Consider the following 16,685-nt stretch of genomic DNA (forward strand, 5'->3'; position numbering starts at 1 on the left):
CGGGGTTCGCTGGAGCGTCGGGGTGTGCCAGCGGCGGAAGTTGGGCTGCTGCGGCTGCCCGGTGCCGGTGTCCTGGGGCCGGGCAGCCGCAGGTCGGGGGAAGCTAGTGGCCGTGGCGGGCGCGGCGGCGGGCGGCGGTCTCGGCGGCGGACTTTCGGACTTCGGCGAGCGCGGTGGGGAAGTCGATGCTCTTCTCGGCGGCGAGCTCGCGGGCGTTCTCGGCTTCGTAGAAGTCGCGTTCGGCCTGGAGATCTTCGTGGGTGGGTGGGTCGTGGAACACGGGGGCTCCTAGTTCTGGTGGTCTTCGGCGGCGAGGTCGGGGCAGACGATGGGTGAGCAGTCGGCGGCGAGCCATTCGCCCCGGTCGGTGATGACGCGGGGCGGTCCGGGGTAGGTGGTGTGGCCCCGGACAGTGAAGCGGGCCCCGGAGGCGACGATGACGTCGGTTCCGATGGGCATCTGTTCGATGTAGGTGGCGCGCTCGGTGGCGTAGGTGTCGGTGGCGTTCATGACGGCTCCTTCGGGTGGGTCCGGCTTCAAGTGGTGGGGTCAGACGTTCTGGTTGGCGGCCGTCGCGGCCGGGGAACCAGTCGTCGGCCCATTCGGGGCGGATGGTCAGCCACGCTGCTCGGGCTTCCAGCGCGTCGGTCACCCGGTGGCCGTCTGCTACTGCGCGCTGCCACTGGGTGCGGACTGACTCGTATGCGGCGCGGTCGCGGCGCAGTCCGGCGGGGGTGATGTCGTCCATGTCGTATCCGCGGGCGATGAGGAAGGCGATGTTGGCGTCGTGGACGCTGGTGCGGGCGTCGGCGGTGGCGACCTGGTCGCGGGCCTCGGCGGCGGACTGAGCGCGGAGTACGGCGCGCATGGTGCGGTGGGCGGCGTGGGCGAGGGGGTCCATGGGCGCGTACTTCCTGGGGCCCGGCGCGGGTGCGAGGTCCCACGCCGGGTTGTGTGGTCAGCTGCGGGTGCGCCCGGCGGGGAACTTGCCGGGGGCGTATTCCACGTCGCCGTGCAGGCTGTCCCGGCAGATCACGGGGACTCCGGCATGGACGATCGCGGGGACGATCTGGCGTGCTGCCCAGCGCATGGTCGGCAGGCTCTCGCGGCCGTCGAAGCGGCGGCGGCCCAGGGCGTCGCCGAAGATGTCGAAGGGGCGCACGCGGCCGTCGTGGGTGCGGATACCGGCGCGGACGGTGGTGTAGATCGTCCATCCGAGGCCGGGGGCGGAGTAGTCGATCTCCAGGACCGGTTCTCCGGCGTTGATGGCGTCGGTCTCGTCCGGCTCTAGAGCGTGCGCGCGGGCGAGGAGCGCATCGCGAGTGAGGTCGGCGGCGGTGAGGGCGCGGGCGGCTGCCGGGTTTCCCTCGGTGGTGGTGATCGTGTGGCTCATGGTCGGCTCCCCTTCGCGCTGAACCCCGAATAGATCTATGATAACGCATTATCATGCTCTACTGGCTGGGGTGCGGGTGATGAACGTTCCCGGCCGGGGAGGCGTGGGGCACACTCCACACCGGACCTTCAGGGAGGACGACACCGATGAGCGTGTTCTCGCGCCGCGGCCGCCTGGCCGCTTCAGCACCGCTGGGCCGCCGATGATCGGGGACCGTGACGAGCTGCCCGAGGAGCGTCTGGCGCGCCTTGCCCGGGAACGCAAGGAGGCGGCCGCAGCGGCTCCCGTGGAGATCCTGATCAAGGCGCACTGGACCGTCAGCGCCTTGTGGGACGCAATGCGCGTCCGGCAGCCCGAACTGGCTCCGCGCGTCGTCGCCGCCCACGACGAGGCCGTTGACGCCGCCGTGCGCTACCTGGACACCGAGGCCGGGTACGGCGTGGTCGGCGCCCGCTACCTCGAGGCCGTCGATGGCCTGCAGGCTGTGCTCACCCGCCACGACCGCGTCGGTGACGTGGTCCACCTTCACGCTCACCTCCTGGTCGAGCAGACCGTCACCGTCGACGACCGCGGCCGCCGTGTCCGGGCGCCCTTGGACCCCGGTGCCCTCCAGCGCACGCACCAGGCCGCTGGATCTCTCTACGAACTCGTGGCCTTCGAGGCGCTCTACCGTGGGCTTCGGGTGCGCGCCGGTCGAGACGAGCGCCGCGACCGGCGGGTGACGCAGGTGCCGGATCGTCTACGCGACCGGTACCGACCGGGTGCGTGCCGCATCGCGCCAGCCAGCCGTCTGCTTGTCGCGACCACCGGGTAGGGCGAGTTCGGGTCGGCACCGCTTGGGCGGTCATCTCCGGGGGCTCACCGGGCCTTGGTCATGACGGGCGGGTCCGCCGACATCGAGTGGACGTACCCGAAGGTGTCTTCGGGGTCTGGTCCGTGCCAGGCTGAGGGGTATGAACGGATTGGCGCCTGGTTCGGGCTCGTCTCAGCAGGACGACCGGCCCTATCGTCTGGCCAGTACCGACGGCTACGGATGGTTGCTGGCAGGAACGATCGGCAACGCCGCCTACGCCTGCCACGAATTCGGCGGGGACTCCTTCGCCACGGTGGCCGAGCTGGAGGCTGTACACGGTCCGATGAGGCCGATCCGGTATCCGGCCGAAGCCGAGGAGGAGGCGCTGCGAAACGCGTGGGAGCAGGCCGGTGTGTTCGCGCCGGCGGCGGTGGTCAACGCGTGGACGGTCGTGGCCGGTGAGTGCCCGGGGGACTTGGAGGAGCAGCTGCGGCACATGGTCGCCGGGCGTCCGGGGTCATGGGAGGCGTCGACCTTGAAGGACCTGGTGCGCTACGGCATCGGGACCCGGACCGACACCCGGTTGAAGGATCCCTCGGCGGCTGCGGCACAGGCTTCGCTGGAAAACGTGTTCCGGGCGTGGGCGCTGGGGGACGAGGCGGTGGCCGAGATTGCCGAGACGACCGCGCAGCTCGTCGGGTCGCTCGTCGACGCCGACGAGCGCGGCTTCGCCCGCTACGAGCTCGGTGTCTGGCGGTGGCGGGAGGCGTCAATCGTGAACCTGCTGGCCAGCCACGCCCAGAACCACGTGTGGAGCTGAGCGGCGGGCGCGTACCCTCCGGCGGTCGACGTCGTTGATCACGGCATGAGCCGTCATGCCGACAACGCACCCCGCCGGAAGTGTGGGGATCACCTCGGGGACGCGGCGATGATCAGGGCGCTGGCAGTAGAGGGCTTCACCGTCTCCGACATCGCCTCCGAGCTTGGCCTGCCGTTCACGTACGTGCACACGGTGCTGGCCGGGACGGGGGTCCTGCGGTGAGCAAAGGGAAACGGACGGCCCTGGACCGGCGGGTGCATCGCGGTTTCGCGCTCATCGTCGGCGGGTTGCTGGCCTTCGTGCTGGTGCTGATCTGGTTGCCGCCATGGCCCCCGGGCGGCTCGGCGTGGTGGTTCTCGCTGGTGCTGCTGACCGGGATCACCGTGATGGGGCGGGAGTGGGTGCGGGCAGGCCGCGCAGGCCGCCGGTGAGTGGTGTGTGCCCGAGGCCGCCGTGGCTCCTGCGCGTCGCCGCGTCGGTGATGGCGGTGTTCTGCATGGCCGGGCTGGCCGTCGGGGCGGTCGCCGGCGTTCTTGGCGGCTGGGGCCACGGGCCGATGGTGGCGGTGCTGCTGACGGCGGTGTGCGGTGGAGTCAGCGCGTGGGGCTTCGACGAGGTCAGGCGTGACGTTGCGCGCTGCGCCGCGGGCGACCATGGCTGGCTGTCCTTAGAAACTGTTCCGTATCCCTGTTGTGGGTAGATGACCCGGAAACCCTCTTGTAAACGGGGGGTTTACAAATGAGTGTGGGAACGGGAGACTGTTGGGCATGACCACGCCCAGTGTGTTCAACCCAGCCGGCTTCGATGTTGCATGGCAAATCGGGGTGGAACCTTTGGACTTGCATACCGACCATGCTGCACCGGATTCGGCTCGTGTCACCGACCTCGCTGCCGATATGGCCGTCCGAGGCTGGGCCGGTCCCCCGGTCGTGGTCTGGGGAAACCGCGCTTACACCGGCACCCACCGCATCCACGCCTGGCGCCAGGCCACGGATGATCCGTGCGCGGCCGTTCCGTGCGTGGAGTTGGCTGATCTGCTCGCCGTCGCCGATCTCGACCTTGCGGCCCTTGACGGCGACCGGGAGGTTGATCAAGTCGTGCAGGCAGTGAAGCAGCTCCCGGGCGACTTGGCCGCCGCGTACGGACTGGACCTGGAGGGCTGATGAACGACCCCACCACGCTCGGGTACGGCACCGAGCCCGCCGAGGTTGCCGCGATCGTCGAGCAGGCGCTGTCGAACATCGACGACCCGCACGCGGCTTACAGCGCCGCATCCTCGATGCAGGTGTTCCATGCGGCCGTCGCCGAGGCGTTCGCGGCCCGACGCGCGGACTACGCCGCGTCGCTGGCAGACGGGGAGGACGGGCAGAAGCGCACCACTCGGCAGGTCGGTGAGCTCCTCGGTTTGTCGCACACCATGGCCGCACGTCTCATCAACCGTGGACGGAGGGCCAGGTCGTGACGGTGTTGCAGCGCCTGGTTCAGTACCAGCAGGCCAACCTTGATGCACCGCTGTACTACCGGATCCGAAACGTGCCCTGGGTGCTGGACATCGTTTCCAATGGGCGGGCGGATCTGAGGCCCTGGAACCGGCGCGGCCCGGTCCCGGTGATGCGTCGCTCAGGTACCCGGCCGATGCCGTTCCTGGCCGTCGACACCGCCGAGTACATCCTAGGCGTCGGCGGGCACACCGAACGCACGAAAGCGTTCTGGGACCAGATGTTCGCCTGGGCGGTGTCCCCGAACACTCACCCGGCGGTCGCGGCGCTGCTCCTGCTGGTTCACGACGCCGAGGTGCACGGGAGTACCGCACCTGAGCCCCGCGACCGGATCGCCATCCGGGTCGCCGGGTATTTCCTGCACCAACTCGATGAGGCCGTCACCGAATGGGCACGCATCATCGAAGCCCGCAAAGGCGCGGGCACCGGAATGTGCAGCGTCTGCGGGCAGCAGCAGCGCCTGGCCGCCAGCCTTCCCAACGCCATCGCCACGCCCGTCTCCAACACCAGGCAGCAACCGCTGTTGACCGTGCCACTGCGCGCCCAAACCGATGGCCTGCCCCTGTGCCTGGAATGCGGCGACCGTGCCAGCGCCGCCATCGACCAACTCGCCAATGATCCCGGCCACCACTACGGCGACACCTACGTGTTCAGCCCCGTCCCGGCCACCCACACGCGCATCGGCAACCTCCTCCAGCTCCTTCACCAACCAGCACCAGGCACGTAGAACCCGTTCGAGGACCCGTCACCGTGACGGATGAGCGAACACATCACCCTCGCACCCACCAGGCCCTCGTGCGACACTTCCCCGCGCAGAACGCCGCCAGCAGGGAAGGGGATCAGGAACAGGCTCTTAAGGGTCTGTCGGGTCCGTGGGATGCCAGGGTCCTCGAAGGAGGTTGGGGCCCAGCTCACGAGGGCCGGTAGTTGCCTTGCGCGCCCGAGTGATGGGCACGACCGGGGCGAGGGTGGGTGTCTGTTCGTGGGCGGATAGGGGTTCACCGAAGGCGAGGGTGGCGGTACGGGGCCGGCCGTGGGCGTGGGAGCTGACGGTGATGGTGTGGTGGCGCAGGCGGCCGCGTCCTTGGCCGAGGCCCTTCCAATGGGAGCCGGTGACCTGGAGGGTGACGTCGGCACGGTTGCGTTGCCGGTCGGGGGCGGCGCCGTAGGGGACCAGGACGGCACCGGCCTGGCGGGCTTTGGCGATCAGGCGGCGGGAGGCGCTGCCGAGGCCAGCGGGGGCGTGGACGGCGATGATGTCGAGGCCGTCGATGAGGGCGGAGACGACCTCGGCGGCGTGGGCGCCGGGTTCAGGGATGAAGGCCAGGCGGTGGGGGTCGATGCCGTGCTCGAGGAGCGCCTGGGCGGAGATGATGCCGGGGCCTCCGACGATGGCCGCCCATGCGCCGCGCGCGATGGGGCCGGCCAGCATGGCCAGCAGGAGGGTGGCGAGGCCGGGGGTGGAGGCGGTGACGGCGACGATGGTGCCGCGCCGCAGGCTTCCGGTCGGGAACAGGCGGCGCAGGTCCGGGGCGAGGACGAGGTCTTTGACGCCGTTGTCGGTGGCCGGGGCGAGATCGGAGGCGCGGGTGACGCCGGGCAGAGAGGGGAGGGTCGCCAGGGCGCCGTCGACGCCGATCCGGTCGAGCTCCGCGGTCGACGGGGAGGGTTCGGGAGGCAACGCCGGGACGGCCCGCAGCTCTCGAACATCAGTTCCCATGTCGACAGATGGTAGCGCCCCGGATTCACACTGCCTGCCGTGATCACGTTCCCGCAATTTGCAGTTGCAGATTGCCTACCCCTGGTGAGGGTGCTGCGGGTGGTGCGGTTACGCTCTCGCCGGACTGTGGACTCCCCTCGGCCCTGTTCGGCGTGTGCTGCGCCCAGGGCCCCACCGGCCGTGTTGGTGCACTGGGCGCATGCCGTCCAGGATCGGCTCGTGGAGTGGAGACGGTGTTGCAGGTGCTTGAGGCGGGGCTGACGACCGTGATGGTCGTCGGGGGCCTCGCGGGGCTCAGGATGGTGCTGGTGGTGGCGCTGTCGGCGGTGGCGGTGCGCTCGCCGCGGCGGGTGCGCCGGGAAGCGGCGCTGGCGGTGCTGCGGTTGCTGCTGGCCCCTTCGGCGGGTGAGGGCGCGCCGGCGTCACCGGCGGTGCAGGCGCCCGCCGAGGGGGATCGGCTCGCCGGCGGGCCGTCGTGACCGTGCACCCCGGCCGCGCGCCTTGACCGGGCTGGTCCCCGGCCAGGGGTGGCCATCGGTCAGGAGCGGCCGGGTTCGGCTCCGGCGGCCAGGAGGATCGCGTCGTAGTCGGTGACGGCCAGGTGCTGGCCGGAGTGGGCTGCGGCTCGGTGGGCCTCGGCCGCCTGGCGGGCGGCTTCGCGGCCGGGAAGGCCGATGTCGCCGGTGTCGCAGGGCAGGCATTGCCAGATCGCGTCGGCAGGGTCGCAGGAGCATTCGCCGTTCTCACCGGCTTCGGGGTCGAAGCAGGACAGCATGTGGCCGTACCACAGGGACGGCTCGGCGGGCTCGGTGTCGGTATCGCCGGTCGCCCGGCGGGTGCCGGCGGCCGGTGGGCGGCCCGCGCCGGCACCCGGGCCGGGTGAGGCCGCGCGGTGCGCTCGCAGTCGTCCGGCCGTCCAGCGGCGGGTGCGGCCCTGGATCGGGGCCGGTTCGTCGACGTCGGGGGCGGGCACCATTGGCCGGCGCGCGTCGGCGCCGTCGTCCCACAACGCCTTCGAGGCGGTGACGTAGGCGCGGAACGTGGTGGTGTCGACGCCGTAGATATGGGCGGCCTCCTCGACGCCGACGAGGTCGTCGTCGGCGTGGCCGGTGGCCACGACCGGCGGGAGGGCGGCTTGCCGGCGCTCGTCCAGGACGCGCAGGTACGCCTGGGCCGCCTCAAGGGGGTAGCGGGCGCGGCGTCCGCGCTGGGGGGGCTCGATGGGCGCCGGGAAGGCGGGGTCGGTGCGGGCGAGAACGTTGACGCGGTCGCGGGACAGGCCGGAGTGCTCAACGATCCAGGTGCGATCGACGACGTCGCCGTTGGCGGTGGTGTCGTGGTGTGGCATCGGGTTCCTCGCTCGCTGGGATGTCGCCGCCCAGCGTACGCATCGTGCCGGGTGGCCCGGGGCGAGCACGGTGCCGCGCTCGCCCCGGGGGTGAGGCCGGTCAGGCGGTGGGGGCCTGGTCGAGGGTGACCGGCGGGGTGGGCAGGTCGGGGAGGACGGTGGCGGTGGTGAGCTGGATGTTCATGGTCTTGATGAGGGCGTCTTCGGTACCGAGGGCTTCGGTGGTCTGGATGGCCAGTGCGGTCACGGCGACGTGGTCGTCGCCGCTGTCGGGGGTGTGGGGTCGCTGCCGGAGGTGGACGGTGGTGGTGGCGTGGTCGGCGGTGGCCTGCGGGTAGGGGGCCTCGGGGGTGGTGGTGACGTGGACTGTCCATCCGGCGGTGGCCAGCTCCTGGTGCAGCCAGGCGAAGACGGTGCGCACGGCGGTGTGGGGGTCGGTGATGTCGGTGAGGTTGGCAATGGCGGCGTCGGTCTCGGCGGGCAGGGTCGTGTTGGGGGTCTGGTGCGGGCGGTCCAGGCGCCAGTCGTCGTCGTAGTCGACGGCGGTCTGCGGGAGGTGGAGGAAGCTGCCGAGGTCGGTGGCGAGGGTCAGTCCGGTGTGGATGCGGGTGATGAGGTCGTCGGTGCTCAGCTGGCAGATGTCGGCGACGGCGTAGGCGACGGTGGTAAGGCTGCGTACGTCGTCGACTTCGAAGTCGGGGACCACGACGTCGAGGCGGCGGTAGTCGGTGTCGGCGACGACGCCGTAGTTCTCGCGGTGCGGGAGGGTGTTGCGCAGGCCGCGCGCCCGGTCCTCCGGCTGGGTGTAGATGACCCATCCGGCGTCGGCGCACATCTGGTGGAGGAACCCGAAGATCCAGGCCGATGCCTGGCTGGTGATGCCGAACAGGGCGGTGATGTTGCGGTGGGCGCTGGCGATCTCCTGTGTGAGGGTCGGCGCCGGGTTCAGGCGAGCGTCCCAGGTCTGGCCGAAGCGGTCGGTCATGGCCAGGACATCGGCGGTGCGGACCTTGCGGTAGCGGAAAACGCCGTCGGTGTCGGTGCCGCTGACGTTGCAGTACCCGTGGCGCCCGCCGCTGGTGCGGGTGACGGTCATGGTGAGGACCTGGCCGGGGGTGCCGGGGTCGGTGAGGGTGAGGGTGGCGGCGGCTCGGAGGGCAATGAGGACGTCGGTCACGGGTGCTCCTCTGCTTGGGTGGTGGCTTGTGGCGGCAACCCCAACGGACTATAGTTATCCTACTCAATGACTTTGACCTGCGCATATGATCACGCTCACTCGTGATGGGAGTAGCTGATGGAGCTGGCGGGACACCGTCGCGGCAACCGTGGCGGGGCGCCTGCACCCGCCACGCCGAGCTCGCCGGGTCCTGCTCCAGGTGCGCACCGCCGGGCGCCGGTGTCGACCGGCCAGAGCAGGCCCGTGCGGTTTCCTGAATCGCCGCATGCCCACGGGCTTCCCTGCGGTTCGTCGCCGTCGCAGCCCAAGCCGGTATGCCCGACACGTTGAAGTCGCACCCCGCGCACACACCCTGCGGCCGATATGCTGTGCGGCAGGGCAACTCGTGTACGCCCGCGCTCCCCTACCGGCCCGTGACCGGTGGGAAAGAGGCCAAGTCGCAGAGCGCGTCCACGCCGATCCGCACACCAGACCTACGTTCGTGCGGTGATCACGGGACGCCGCGCGAAGACGCAGAGGTCATCGTGCATCCCAAACCCACACGCGGCCGCAAGGCCGACATCCGCGCGCGCATGCGCCGAACCGGCGAGTCATACAGCGTCGCCGCCCGCCGACTTGCCGAGCAGGACGAGCGCCAGCACCAGGGCCGGGCGGCTGCGCCGCCAGCAGGCGCCCACGGGCACGCGGGCCCGGATCTGTCCGGGCTGGCCGCGTCACCGTTCGCGGCTGGCGAGCCCGTCGACATCGAGCGCGCCTCCGCGCTCATCGCCGCCTGCCGGGCCGGATGCCCGTCATGTCAGGCCGAACTCGTACCCGCCACGGTCGGCGACCGGCGGCTGGTGGCCGTCCTGGCCGGGACCGTCTACGCCCCGCTCCCCACCCCCGGCATGATCGCCGCACCCGCCACCCGCATGTGGCACGCCTTGCTCAGCGAGCTCGGCCCACAGGCCGCCGCCGCGTTCCTCACCGACGAAATGGCCGAAGCCGACGTGGCCGCTCTCCTGGAGGACGCCCTCGACCACTGGGCCGTCGGCGGCGCCGGCGTCCCCGAAATCATCACCCTGGACCTGGACGACCCGCACGCGTGGGAGGCACGATGACCGCCGCGAAGCCCTTGACGGCCTCCGAGATGAAGAAGCCCCCGCACAGCTACGGCCCGCAGCAGCTGGCCGATCACCTGCGGCTGGGGAAGTGGGAGATGGAGCAGGGCAAGAGCCTCGGCATCATTCCCGAGCCCGACTACAAGGGACGCTGGTCGGCGGCGGTCGCAGCGGACCTGCTCGCCCGGCGCGAGGAGATCGTCGCCGCCGCCGGTGAACCGCCCATCGGCGCCAACCGGTGCGCGCAGCGCCTGGCCGAGCGCCTGGGCCTGCCCGTGCAGGGAGACGACATCACCGCTCTGGCGGCCGCCGGGCACCTGGCCGCGGCCGGAGAGTACAAGGGCTACGCCCTCTACGCGGCCCGTGACGTCGATGCCCTGGAGGCTGCGCTCGTGGCGCCGATCGTGTCCGAGCGCGAGGACTGGAACGCCGCCAGCATCCGCCCCGACGAAGCAGCCGAGCAGCTGGGATGGCGCCGGGAAGAGCTCGAGCGGGCCCTGGCCGAGCACGGCATCGAACGCGGCCGGGACGGGCGCATCCCCCGGCAGGCCATGGCCGCCATCGCCGCCGACGACGAACTCGGCGACGCCATCGCCGCCGACCGGCGGCTGGGCCCCGAGCAGGCCAGTGAGCACCTGGAGATCCGGCGCACCGATTTCCAGTACCTCGTCGAGGGCGGCCTGCTCGCCACCGTCTGCCACGTCTCCCGCCAGGTCGGGCGCTACACCTACGTCGAGGTCCCGCTGTACCGGACCGGTGACCTCGACGCGCTGCGCGACCACCCGTGGATCGACTGGGAGGAACTGTGGGCCACCCCAGCGGGTGCGCCCTCGCCGCTGCGGGAGTGGCTGCGGCGGGCCCCGCGGCGCAGCGAGGTGGTGCACCGCTTCGCCGCCGAGGTCCGTGCCGACTTCAGCGTGGAGGTGTGGACCTGGTACCACGGCGCCGGCGGCTGGGAAATCGACTGGGAGCGCGACGAGAACGGTGGCCCGAGCGTGGCGCAGGTGAAGGCGATGCTCGACGCCGATACCGCGATGGCCCCGTACGCCTCGCATGTGCAGCTGTCCAGCCAGGCCGGTGCGGCCATCAGGTGGGCCCGGGCGATGCTGGAGCCCGGCGCCGCCGTCATCGTCGACACCGAGACCACCGACCTGTTCGGGCGCGTCATCGAGATCGCCGTCATCGACGCCGCCACCGGCGCCACCCTCCTGGACACCCTCGTCAATCCCGGGGTGCCGATCGAGCCGGGCGCGCAGGCCGTTCACGGCTTGCGCGACGCTGACGTCGCCGACGCGCCGACCTGGGCGAAGGTCCTCCCGAAGCTGCGGAAGGTCACCAAGGGCAGGCAGATCATCGCCTACAACGCCGACTACGACCAGACGGTGATCCTGCGCGACACCCACCACGCCGGTCTCAAGCCGCTGCACCTGGACGACGACGCCCGCTGGTCGTGCGCGATGCAGGCCCGCAGCGACCACGCCCGCTCCTGGCGGTGGATGCCGCTGGGCGGCGGGCATCGTGCCCTCGGCGACGCGAAAGCCTGCCGCGACGTCCTCCTCCACCTGACCACCGCCCCGACCGTAAAGGGAACCCGCCGCCGGTGAGCGCCATCGTGAAGATCCGACTCGAGAGCCGTGACAGCGCCGCGCTCACCATCGTCGAAGCCGCGCTCGCCGCGGCCGAGCACGTTCAGGTGCCCGACCCCGGTGCCGTCTACGACCGTTCCCGTCCGCGCCGCGACGGGCGCCCCGGGACTCCGGGCCTGGTCCAGGTGTACGTCACCGCGATCGTCGACGTCTAGCGCCGCGGTCGTCTGCTCTCCCGACGGTGGGGCCGCTCGATTGCGGCCCCACCGTCGTCGGCTCCCGTACCGCTCGTACCCCGCACAGGCCCACCAAGGTCCACAGGGGAGCCGCCGGCAGCGGTGTATGTCCACGTGAGAGCAGGCGATGGTGTTACATTCCGTGCACCACGGCCCGGCCCGGGACGTGGAAAAGGGGCCGCCCTGTAGCGAGAGCGACCCCTTTGAGGTTTCAGTCAACGGCGAGTGTAGCCGACCCTGTGAGGCCGCGTACGCGACCGACGGATAGTCGGGCTGGCTCGCGAACGGAGTCGTCCATGCCGCCTTCTCTTCTCAACCCGCCTTCGGGCCGCGTGAACACGGCCGGGCAGCCTGCCGCCGGTCGCGACCGCCGGCGGCGCCGGTGACCCGCCGCGAGGAACTCGACGACATCGACCCGTCCCTGGGCCCGAGCAAGAAGTTCGGCCGCATCGCCTGGGCACGGCAGCAACGGACCGGCAAGACCAGCGACAAGTGCATCTTGCTCATCGTGGCGCTGCGCGCCCACGACGAGTCCCTCGCGTTCTATTCGGAGAAGTCCGTCATCGCCTCCGAGGCCGAAATGAAGGCGGTCGCGGTGCGCACCGCCCTGAACCGCTTGTGCGCCGGCGGCTGGCTGGTGTCGGTGCCCATCGCCGACACCCGCGAAAACTACCGCCAGGCCGACAACCTCTATGTACTCAACCCCGACGGGTGGCTCGACATGTGCTCGACGGCCGAGGAGATCGTGGAGCGCGTCGAGGCGCGCATGAACGCCTACCTCGGACGGGACGGGAACTCACCCTTCCCGCGCTGGGGCGTCCTGTTCACCGGCGGCCGCAACGGCCTCCGCGTCCGAAAATCCTGAACACGCCACAAGCAGCAGGTCAGCACCCATGCTGACCTGCCGAAACGTATAGATACCACCCCCAGGTATCCAATACACACCAGGGGGCAACGGGATGCCTTCCGAAGACCTCGGGGGCGGATATACCGCCCCCAGGTATTGAATGGGTACCTGGGCCAGGTACGTGGTTCGTACGTGGGCCAGGTATCGAACGCGTACCACGGCCAGGTACGCCAAACCGCCCACCTTAATAAGGAAGACCACACCCAACCACAAACCCGTCCCCGGTCCCTGCACCGCACCCTTAGTGGTGCTCGCTGACGCTCGCGCGGTGTTGTGCTCTGCGGCCGGGCGGCCCGGCTGCCGCCGGGCGGCGCGGAGGCGGGTCCCCCCGGACCCCCCGCCTCCGCATCGTCTTCCTCGTTCAATGAGGTGTCACGAAGGCAGGACGGTCACGGTGATATGTACGGCTAGAGGTATTTACCCGTTCAGGGGGCTTATGTACGCTTAGGACGAAACCGAAACGAGGTGGGCTCGATGTCGAAGCAGGATTCGTCGCGCGAGACGCGGGTGAAGATGGTCATCGACCCGGATTCCAAGAGCGCTGGCCGCACGACCACGCCGGGCTCTGTCCCGTCGCGCCTGTTGAGGGATGCTCCCTCCGCACCGGGGCCGGAGGCCCCCGAGGCACCGGTCGCAGCTCCTCCAGCTGGAGAGTAAGTGCCCAGCACCGTTCAGGGACTGCTGGTCTTGATCGTTGGCGCGCTTCCGGGGTTCGTGTTCGTGCTTGCACGCCGGCGACGCTTTCCCGCAATGCCGGAATCACTTCTGCGGGAAGCCACACAGGTCGTGGCCGCGAGTCTTCTGGCGTGCCTTGCCTCTGGTGCAGTACTGAGCGTGGCGGGCTGGGTAGGAGTTCCGGCTCCCCATGTGCGCGCGTGGATCCTCGAGCCGAGGCTCTACCTCGCCGACAACCTTGGTCTCCTGGCGGTCTGGACGACCACCGGACTGCTTCTGGCGGTTGTCGGCGCTGCTGCTGCTGGCCGATACCTGCCGTCCCCAAGAGGACGAATCCGGCCTTCATCCGCGTGGTGGGACAGCTTCCAGCGAGAACCGGACACCTGTGGGGCGGCAGCAACCTTCGTCAGGTGTCACCTGAACAACGGAAGCTACGTCGCCGGAACCCTGGAATCCTTCACCTCGCAAGAGATCCCCGGCCACCCCCGCGAGCTGGTTCTGGAAGCCCCTTTGACGTTCCGGCCAAGCTGGGATGAAAAGGAGGTGCCGATGGAGGGCAACCGGATCATCGTCGACGCCGAGCGGATCATGTTCACACAGGTCGGTTACATGATCGAAGACCCCCGCCGCGCCCACCGTTCACGCCGTACCGAACCCGATGCGGCCTGCTAGTTCACCCCACAGGCGAGTGGCGTGAATGCGGTTGGGTTTCCTGGCTATGGGGCTCGCTAGGCGGGTGGTCGGTCGCCGTCAATTCGCAGGCCCAGCTCGGCACCGCCGGAGAGCGCCTCCGAGGCCGTGACCAAGGTGTCGAGGTTGGTTGCCATCGTCGTCGGCAGACGCGGCTGGGCGTGAGTGACGAACGCGCGGAAGTAGGGCACGGCACGGCGGAATGCGGTGCGTTCGGCGAAGAACGCGCGCGGGTTGCCGCTGGCCTTCGCCCGGCGCAGGATCGAGGTCAGCGCCACGAGCTTGTCGGCGGCCGCGGCGTACAGCACCGGCTCGTCGACGGCGTCGAGGTCGGGCGGGCCGCCGCGCCCCATCGCGGCATGCAGGTCGGCCAAGGCGCGCACCACACGGATAGTTTCCGGACCGCAGGCGTCGCTCACCACGGTGTCGAGGTCCACGTCGGGAGGCGCGTACTCGGGCGCGTCGTGCAGCAGGGCGGCCGCTGTCAGCCAGTCAGGATGCGGACGGATGTGTTTGTCGAGCATGAGGGCGACCTTGACGGCGTGGGCGTAGGCGGGTGCCGCGTCGATGATCTGCCCTTCACACCATGGGCGGGCCAGGTCCATCGCTGCCTGGACTATCGGCGGGCGGGGGTAGCGCAACACGGACATGTGTCTGTCCTCCCTGGACGAAGGGGGCGTACCGTCGAGATACACCTTGGGAGAGAAGGGGGACCCGCATGGACGCCACGTGGGCCGAGGGCGAGGTGTGCTCGGTGTGCCCGGCACTGAAGCTGCGCGCTGGCGCCTTCGATGTTTCCGACCGGCCGGGCGCCGACTCCCAATACGACCGTGGGCGCGACTATCGCGTGAACGTTCACACCGGAGCGCCCACCTGCGTGCACCCCTACCGTGTGGGGCTTCCGGCCGCCGCCTATGCCAGCGCCGGGGTTCCCCTCCCGGCCGCGCAGCGTGTTGACGTGCCGGTCCCGGCAGCCGCACTGGATTTGCCGGAGGCCTTCGACGACCTGGAGGCGTGGTTCGTGGCACGGTTGTCGGTGGCGCCCGATGGGGCGATGGGCCCGGCGCTTCGCGAAGCCGAGTCCACCGCCCAGACCCGATTCACCTCCCGTGACGTCGCCGAGACGCTCAGGAGGGTCCTGGGGTTCCACCTCGTCGGTCGCCGTTAGCTCGTGGTGGCCGGCTCGAAGGTGTGCGTGTGGGACTTTCCGCCGGGTGAGAAGCCCGCCAGGGCGTACTGCTGGTCGAGGAACGTCTGCCGCCGCGGAGCCTCAACCCCGACTCGCCTTTGAGCATGAACCTGACGATCGACCGGAACATCGTCACCGGCACCTGGACCGAGCAGACCGCCTCCAGCGGCTACTACCGCGGAGCGACGTACCACGGCGCGATCCAGATGCTCATCGAACCGACCGGGCGGCGGATGCGCGGCGTGTGGGTCGGGTTCGGCAAGGAAATGGACATCAACACCGGCCCGTGGGAGCTGGCCTTCCAGGATCCGTCCACGGGGAAAGCCGCAGTCGCCGCCTACAGCCGCCCTCCGGATCTGTAATCACCCACCGTTCGCTGGCGAAGGCCGTCGACCTGTCCTGCGAGCGGTGGCGCGCTGAGCCACCGTCTCACTGTCGGTAGATCGAACGGACACCGTTGTCGACCCGAACGAGCGTGCGAAAACGGGCGTTGTCTGTCTAAGATGGTGTTCCTCCAGTCCCTTTGGGCAAAGGGGACGGCGCCGCGGCGCGGCGCCCAGCTGGACACTGACCAGTCCTACAGAAGTGCCGCCTGATGGAGATCTCAGCCGCCCGCCATCGCCGAATTGCCCTCGGCTGTGGCGGGCGGCTTCTTGCTCGGCAGCGAAGCGACGTGGTTCTTCTGGTGAGCGGCGTGCGCTGCCGGACCGCGGTTCTCTCGCATGTCGGGCGTGTCGCCGGGTGGGTGCGGTTCGTTGTTCCCGGTGAGGAGGTTTCGCGATGGGGTTGGACGCGCGTACGGTGGACGTCATGCACACCACCGAGGAAACCGCCGAGCAGGGGTTGAAGGTCACGCGCGAGCTCATCGGCGGCGACGTTGTGAAGACGCCGACGCCGGCGATGTACGCGAAGATCTTCGCCGTGCTAGGTAAGGCTGCTCCGTCGGCGGAGGATCTGCGTTCATGGGGCATGCCTGTGCGAGAGAACACTAGCGCCGCGTGACCGCGCTGGGGGGCCTGGTCCTGGATAGCTCGGCGCTCATCGCGCTGGCCAGCGGTTCGGCATACGTGCACGGGTGGAGCGCCGTCGCCGCGAAGCAGGGTTTAACCCTCTACGTGCCCGGCGCGGCCTTGAGCGAGGCGCTGCTGGTGTGCCCGGGTGCGGTGGAGCTGATGGAGTTCGCCGCACGGCACCCGATGGTGCACCAGGTGGCTGTGCCACCGCTTGACCTTCGCAATCGGATCCATCAGCTGCACGCCTCCACCGGTTTCTGTGATCCGGTGGCCGCCTGGGTGGTCATCGCCGCCCGTGAGCGTGGTCAGGTGGTGCTCACGTCGGACGCGGGCAGGCTCCGCCGGCTGGATCCTGGTGTGCTCGTCGACGAGCTTCCCTAAACCTCCCCGGCAGTACCGGCCGCCGGTCAAGACGCGCTGACCACTGCCGAGCAGGCCCGCATCGTGGCACGAGCTCGAACCCAACGTCAGACGCAGCGCGCACCCGTTTGTTCCCGTAACGTCACTGTCCGAAGTGTCTTCACTCTTGCAGAGGAGTC

The 16,685-nt window shown here is 70.1% G+C and carries 22 protein-coding genes and 1 pseudogene; 16 read left to right on the forward strand and 7 right to left on the reverse strand.

Annotated features, from left to right (window positions below; all coding sequences use genetic code 11):
- Positions 1-103: 103 nt before the first annotated feature.
- The 3 genes from AB0I28_RS32560 to AB0I28_RS32570 form a co-directional block, all read right to left on the reverse strand.
- A complete protein-coding gene (locus AB0I28_RS32560; RefSeq protein WP_357499547.1) occupies positions 104-280 on the reverse strand; it encodes a hypothetical protein in 177 nt (58 codons plus the stop codon).
- An 8-nt stretch (positions 281-288) separates the two neighbouring features.
- Positions 289-510: a hypothetical protein gene (locus tag AB0I28_RS32565; RefSeq protein ID WP_357499548.1), complete on the reverse strand. Its 222-nt coding sequence runs from the start codon at positions 508-510 to the stop codon at positions 289-291.
- Between the two features lie 448 nt (positions 511-958).
- Positions 959-1,393 carry a hypothetical protein gene (locus AB0I28_RS32570; RefSeq protein ID WP_357499549.1) on the reverse strand — a complete coding sequence of 145 codons (435 nt, stop codon included), beginning with the start codon at positions 1,391-1,393 and terminating at the stop codon, positions 959-961.
- Positions 1,394-1,595: 202 nt separating this feature from the next.
- Here AB0I28_RS32570 and AB0I28_RS32575 point away from each other — a divergent pair, with 202 nt between their 5' ends.
- The 6 genes from AB0I28_RS32575 (at position 1,596) to AB0I28_RS32600 (ending at position 5,232) form a co-directional block, all read left to right on the forward strand.
- The gene (locus AB0I28_RS32575; protein WP_357499550.1) at positions 1,596-2,207 is read left to right on the forward strand and encodes a relaxase domain-containing protein; all 612 of its coding nucleotides are present in this window, start codon (positions 1,596-1,598) and stop codon (positions 2,205-2,207) included.
- A gap of 139 nt (positions 2,208-2,346) precedes the next feature.
- Positions 2,347-3,006, forward strand: coding sequence for a hypothetical protein (locus tag AB0I28_RS32580; protein WP_357499551.1), 660 nt, complete (start codon positions 2,347-2,349; stop codon positions 3,004-3,006).
- Between the two features lie 218 nt (positions 3,007-3,224).
- Positions 3,225-3,437 carry a hypothetical protein gene (locus AB0I28_RS32585; protein WP_357499552.1) on the forward strand — a complete coding sequence of 71 codons (213 nt, stop codon included), beginning with the start codon at positions 3,225-3,227 and terminating at the stop codon, positions 3,435-3,437.
- Between the two features lie 336 nt (positions 3,438-3,773).
- Positions 3,774-4,169: a hypothetical protein gene (locus tag AB0I28_RS32590; protein ID WP_357499553.1), complete on the forward strand. Its 396-nt coding sequence runs from the start codon at positions 3,774-3,776 to the stop codon at positions 4,167-4,169.
- Complete coding sequence (locus AB0I28_RS32595; protein ID WP_357499554.1) at positions 4,169-4,468, forward strand: hypothetical protein; 300 nt, start codon at positions 4,169-4,171, stop codon at positions 4,466-4,468. Before AB0I28_RS32590 ends, AB0I28_RS32595 begins: the two co-directional genes overlap by 1 nt.
- Positions 4,465-5,232, forward strand: a complete 768-nt coding sequence (locus tag AB0I28_RS32600) for a type I-C CRISPR-associated protein Cas8c/Csd1 (RefSeq protein ID WP_357499555.1) — start codon at positions 4,465-4,467, stop codon at positions 5,230-5,232. The genes AB0I28_RS32595 and AB0I28_RS32600 overlap by 4 nt, the downstream gene beginning before the upstream one ends.
- A 126-nt stretch (positions 5,233-5,358) precedes the next feature.
- Here the strand turns inward: AB0I28_RS32600 and AB0I28_RS32605 are convergent, their stop codons facing one another.
- On the reverse strand, positions 5,359-6,225 hold the full coding sequence (locus AB0I28_RS32605; RefSeq protein WP_357499556.1) for a hypothetical protein: 867 nt from the start codon (positions 6,223-6,225) through the stop codon (positions 5,359-5,361).
- A 224-nt stretch (positions 6,226-6,449) separates the two neighbouring features.
- Between AB0I28_RS32605 and AB0I28_RS32610 the strand changes: the two genes are divergently transcribed.
- Positions 6,450-6,704, forward strand: coding sequence for a hypothetical protein (locus AB0I28_RS32610; RefSeq protein ID WP_357499557.1), 255 nt, complete (start codon positions 6,450-6,452; stop codon positions 6,702-6,704).
- A gap of 59 nt (positions 6,705-6,763) precedes the next feature.
- Here AB0I28_RS32610 and AB0I28_RS32615 read toward each other — a convergent pair whose 3' ends face one another.
- Positions 6,764-7,573 carry a hypothetical protein gene (locus AB0I28_RS32615; RefSeq protein WP_357499558.1) on the reverse strand — a complete coding sequence of 270 codons (810 nt, stop codon included), beginning with the start codon at positions 7,571-7,573 and terminating at the stop codon, positions 6,764-6,766.
- Positions 7,574-7,673: 100 nt separating this feature from the next.
- Positions 7,674-8,750 (reverse strand): hypothetical protein, encoded by a 1,077-nt coding sequence (locus AB0I28_RS32620; protein ID WP_357499559.1) that lies wholly within the window; start codon positions 8,748-8,750, stop codon positions 7,674-7,676.
- Positions 8,751-9,274: 524 nt separating this feature from the next.
- Between AB0I28_RS32620 and AB0I28_RS32625 the strand changes: the two genes are divergently transcribed.
- From AB0I28_RS32625 to AB0I28_RS32645, 5 genes are all read left to right on the forward strand, one after another.
- On the forward strand, positions 9,275-9,850 hold the full coding sequence (locus AB0I28_RS32625; RefSeq protein WP_357499560.1) for a hypothetical protein: 576 nt from the start codon (positions 9,275-9,277) through the stop codon (positions 9,848-9,850).
- Positions 9,847-11,454 (forward strand): 3'-5' exonuclease, encoded by a 1,608-nt coding sequence (locus AB0I28_RS32630; RefSeq protein ID WP_357499561.1) that lies wholly within the window; start codon positions 9,847-9,849, stop codon positions 11,452-11,454. Before AB0I28_RS32625 ends, AB0I28_RS32630 begins: the two co-directional genes overlap by 4 nt.
- A gap of 8 nt (positions 11,455-11,462) precedes the next feature.
- Positions 11,463-11,651: a hypothetical protein gene (locus AB0I28_RS32635; RefSeq protein WP_357499562.1), complete on the forward strand. Its 189-nt coding sequence runs from the start codon at positions 11,463-11,465 to the stop codon at positions 11,649-11,651.
- Positions 11,652-12,054: 403 nt separating this feature from the next.
- Positions 12,055-12,537 carry a hypothetical protein gene (locus AB0I28_RS32640; RefSeq protein ID WP_357499563.1) on the forward strand — a complete coding sequence of 161 codons (483 nt, stop codon included), beginning with the start codon at positions 12,055-12,057 and terminating at the stop codon, positions 12,535-12,537.
- A 699-nt stretch (positions 12,538-13,236) separates the two neighbouring features.
- Positions 13,237-13,926 (forward strand): DUF6338 family protein, encoded by a 690-nt coding sequence (locus AB0I28_RS32645; RefSeq protein ID WP_357499564.1) that lies wholly within the window; start codon positions 13,237-13,239, stop codon positions 13,924-13,926.
- 56 nt (positions 13,927-13,982) lie between these two features.
- Here the strand turns inward: AB0I28_RS32645 and AB0I28_RS32650 are convergent, their stop codons facing one another.
- On the reverse strand, positions 13,983-14,594 hold the full coding sequence (locus AB0I28_RS32650; protein ID WP_357499565.1) for a metal-dependent phosphohydrolase: 612 nt from the start codon (positions 14,592-14,594) through the stop codon (positions 13,983-13,985).
- A gap of 68 nt (positions 14,595-14,662) precedes the next feature.
- On the opposite strand from AB0I28_RS32650, the gene AB0I28_RS32655 reads away from it, so the two are divergent.
- The 4 genes and pseudogenes from AB0I28_RS32655 (at position 14,663) to AB0I28_RS32670 (ending at position 16,527) form a co-directional block, all read left to right on the forward strand.
- Complete coding sequence (locus tag AB0I28_RS32655) at positions 14,663-15,112, forward strand: hypothetical protein (protein ID WP_357499566.1); 450 nt, start codon at positions 14,663-14,665, stop codon at positions 15,110-15,112.
- 65 nt (positions 15,113-15,177) lie between these two features.
- Positions 15,178-15,495, forward strand: a pseudogene (locus tag AB0I28_RS32660) (XRE family transcriptional regulator); the annotation flags it as partial.
- A gap of 448 nt (positions 15,496-15,943) precedes the next feature.
- Positions 15,944-16,135: a hypothetical protein gene (locus AB0I28_RS32665; protein ID WP_357499567.1), complete on the forward strand. Its 192-nt coding sequence runs from the start codon at positions 15,944-15,946 to the stop codon at positions 16,133-16,135.
- The gene (locus AB0I28_RS32670) at positions 16,132-16,527 is read left to right on the forward strand and encodes a hypothetical protein (protein WP_357499568.1); all 396 of its coding nucleotides are present in this window, start codon (positions 16,132-16,134) and stop codon (positions 16,525-16,527) included. Before AB0I28_RS32665 ends, AB0I28_RS32670 begins: the two co-directional genes overlap by 4 nt.
- The last annotated feature ends 158 nt before the right edge of the window (positions 16,528-16,685 follow it).

Origin of the sequence: Phytomonospora sp. NPDC050363 (assembly GCF_040655735.1) — a bacterium.
Lineage (GTDB): Bacteria > Actinomycetota > Actinomycetes > Mycobacteriales > Micromonosporaceae > Phytomonospora.

Excerpts from the sequence above, each read along its gene's own strand:
- AB0I28_RS32570 (WP_357499549.1), bottom strand. The coding sequence starts at position 1,393 with ATGAGCCACACGATCACCACCACCGAGGGAAACCCGGCAGCCGCCCGC.
- AB0I28_RS32595 (WP_357499554.1), top strand. The coding sequence starts at position 4,169 with ATGAACGACCCCACCACGCTCGGGTACGGCACCGAGCCCGCCGAGGTT.
- AB0I28_RS32665 (WP_357499567.1), top strand. The coding sequence starts at position 15,944 with ATGCACACCACCGAGGAAACCGCCGAGCAGGGGTTGAAGGTCACGCGC.
- AB0I28_RS32590 (WP_357499553.1), top strand. The coding sequence starts at position 3,774 with ATGACCACGCCCAGTGTGTTCAACCCAGCCGGCTTCGATGTTGCATGG.
- AB0I28_RS32650 (WP_357499565.1), bottom strand. The coding sequence starts at position 14,594 with ATGTCCGTGTTGCGCTACCCCCGCCCGCCGATAGTCCAGGCAGCGATG.
- AB0I28_RS32575 (WP_357499550.1), top strand. The coding sequence starts at position 1,596 with ATGATCGGGGACCGTGACGAGCTGCCCGAGGAGCGTCTGGCGCGCCTT.
- AB0I28_RS32580 (WP_357499551.1), top strand. The coding sequence starts at position 2,347 with ATGAACGGATTGGCGCCTGGTTCGGGCTCGTCTCAGCAGGACGACCGG.
- AB0I28_RS32615 (WP_357499558.1), bottom strand. The coding sequence starts at position 7,573 with ATGCCACACCACGACACCACCGCCAACGGCGACGTCGTCGATCGCACC.
- AB0I28_RS32655 (WP_357499566.1), top strand. The coding sequence starts at position 14,663 with ATGGACGCCACGTGGGCCGAGGGCGAGGTGTGCTCGGTGTGCCCGGCA.
- AB0I28_RS32565 (WP_357499548.1), bottom strand. The coding sequence starts at position 510 with ATGAACGCCACCGACACCTACGCCACCGAGCGCGCCACCTACATCGAA.
- AB0I28_RS32605 (WP_357499556.1), bottom strand. The coding sequence starts at position 6,225 with ATGGGAACTGATGTTCGAGAGCTGCGGGCCGTCCCGGCGTTGCCTCCC.
- AB0I28_RS32630 (WP_357499561.1), top strand. The coding sequence starts at position 9,847 with ATGACCGCCGCGAAGCCCTTGACGGCCTCCGAGATGAAGAAGCCCCCG.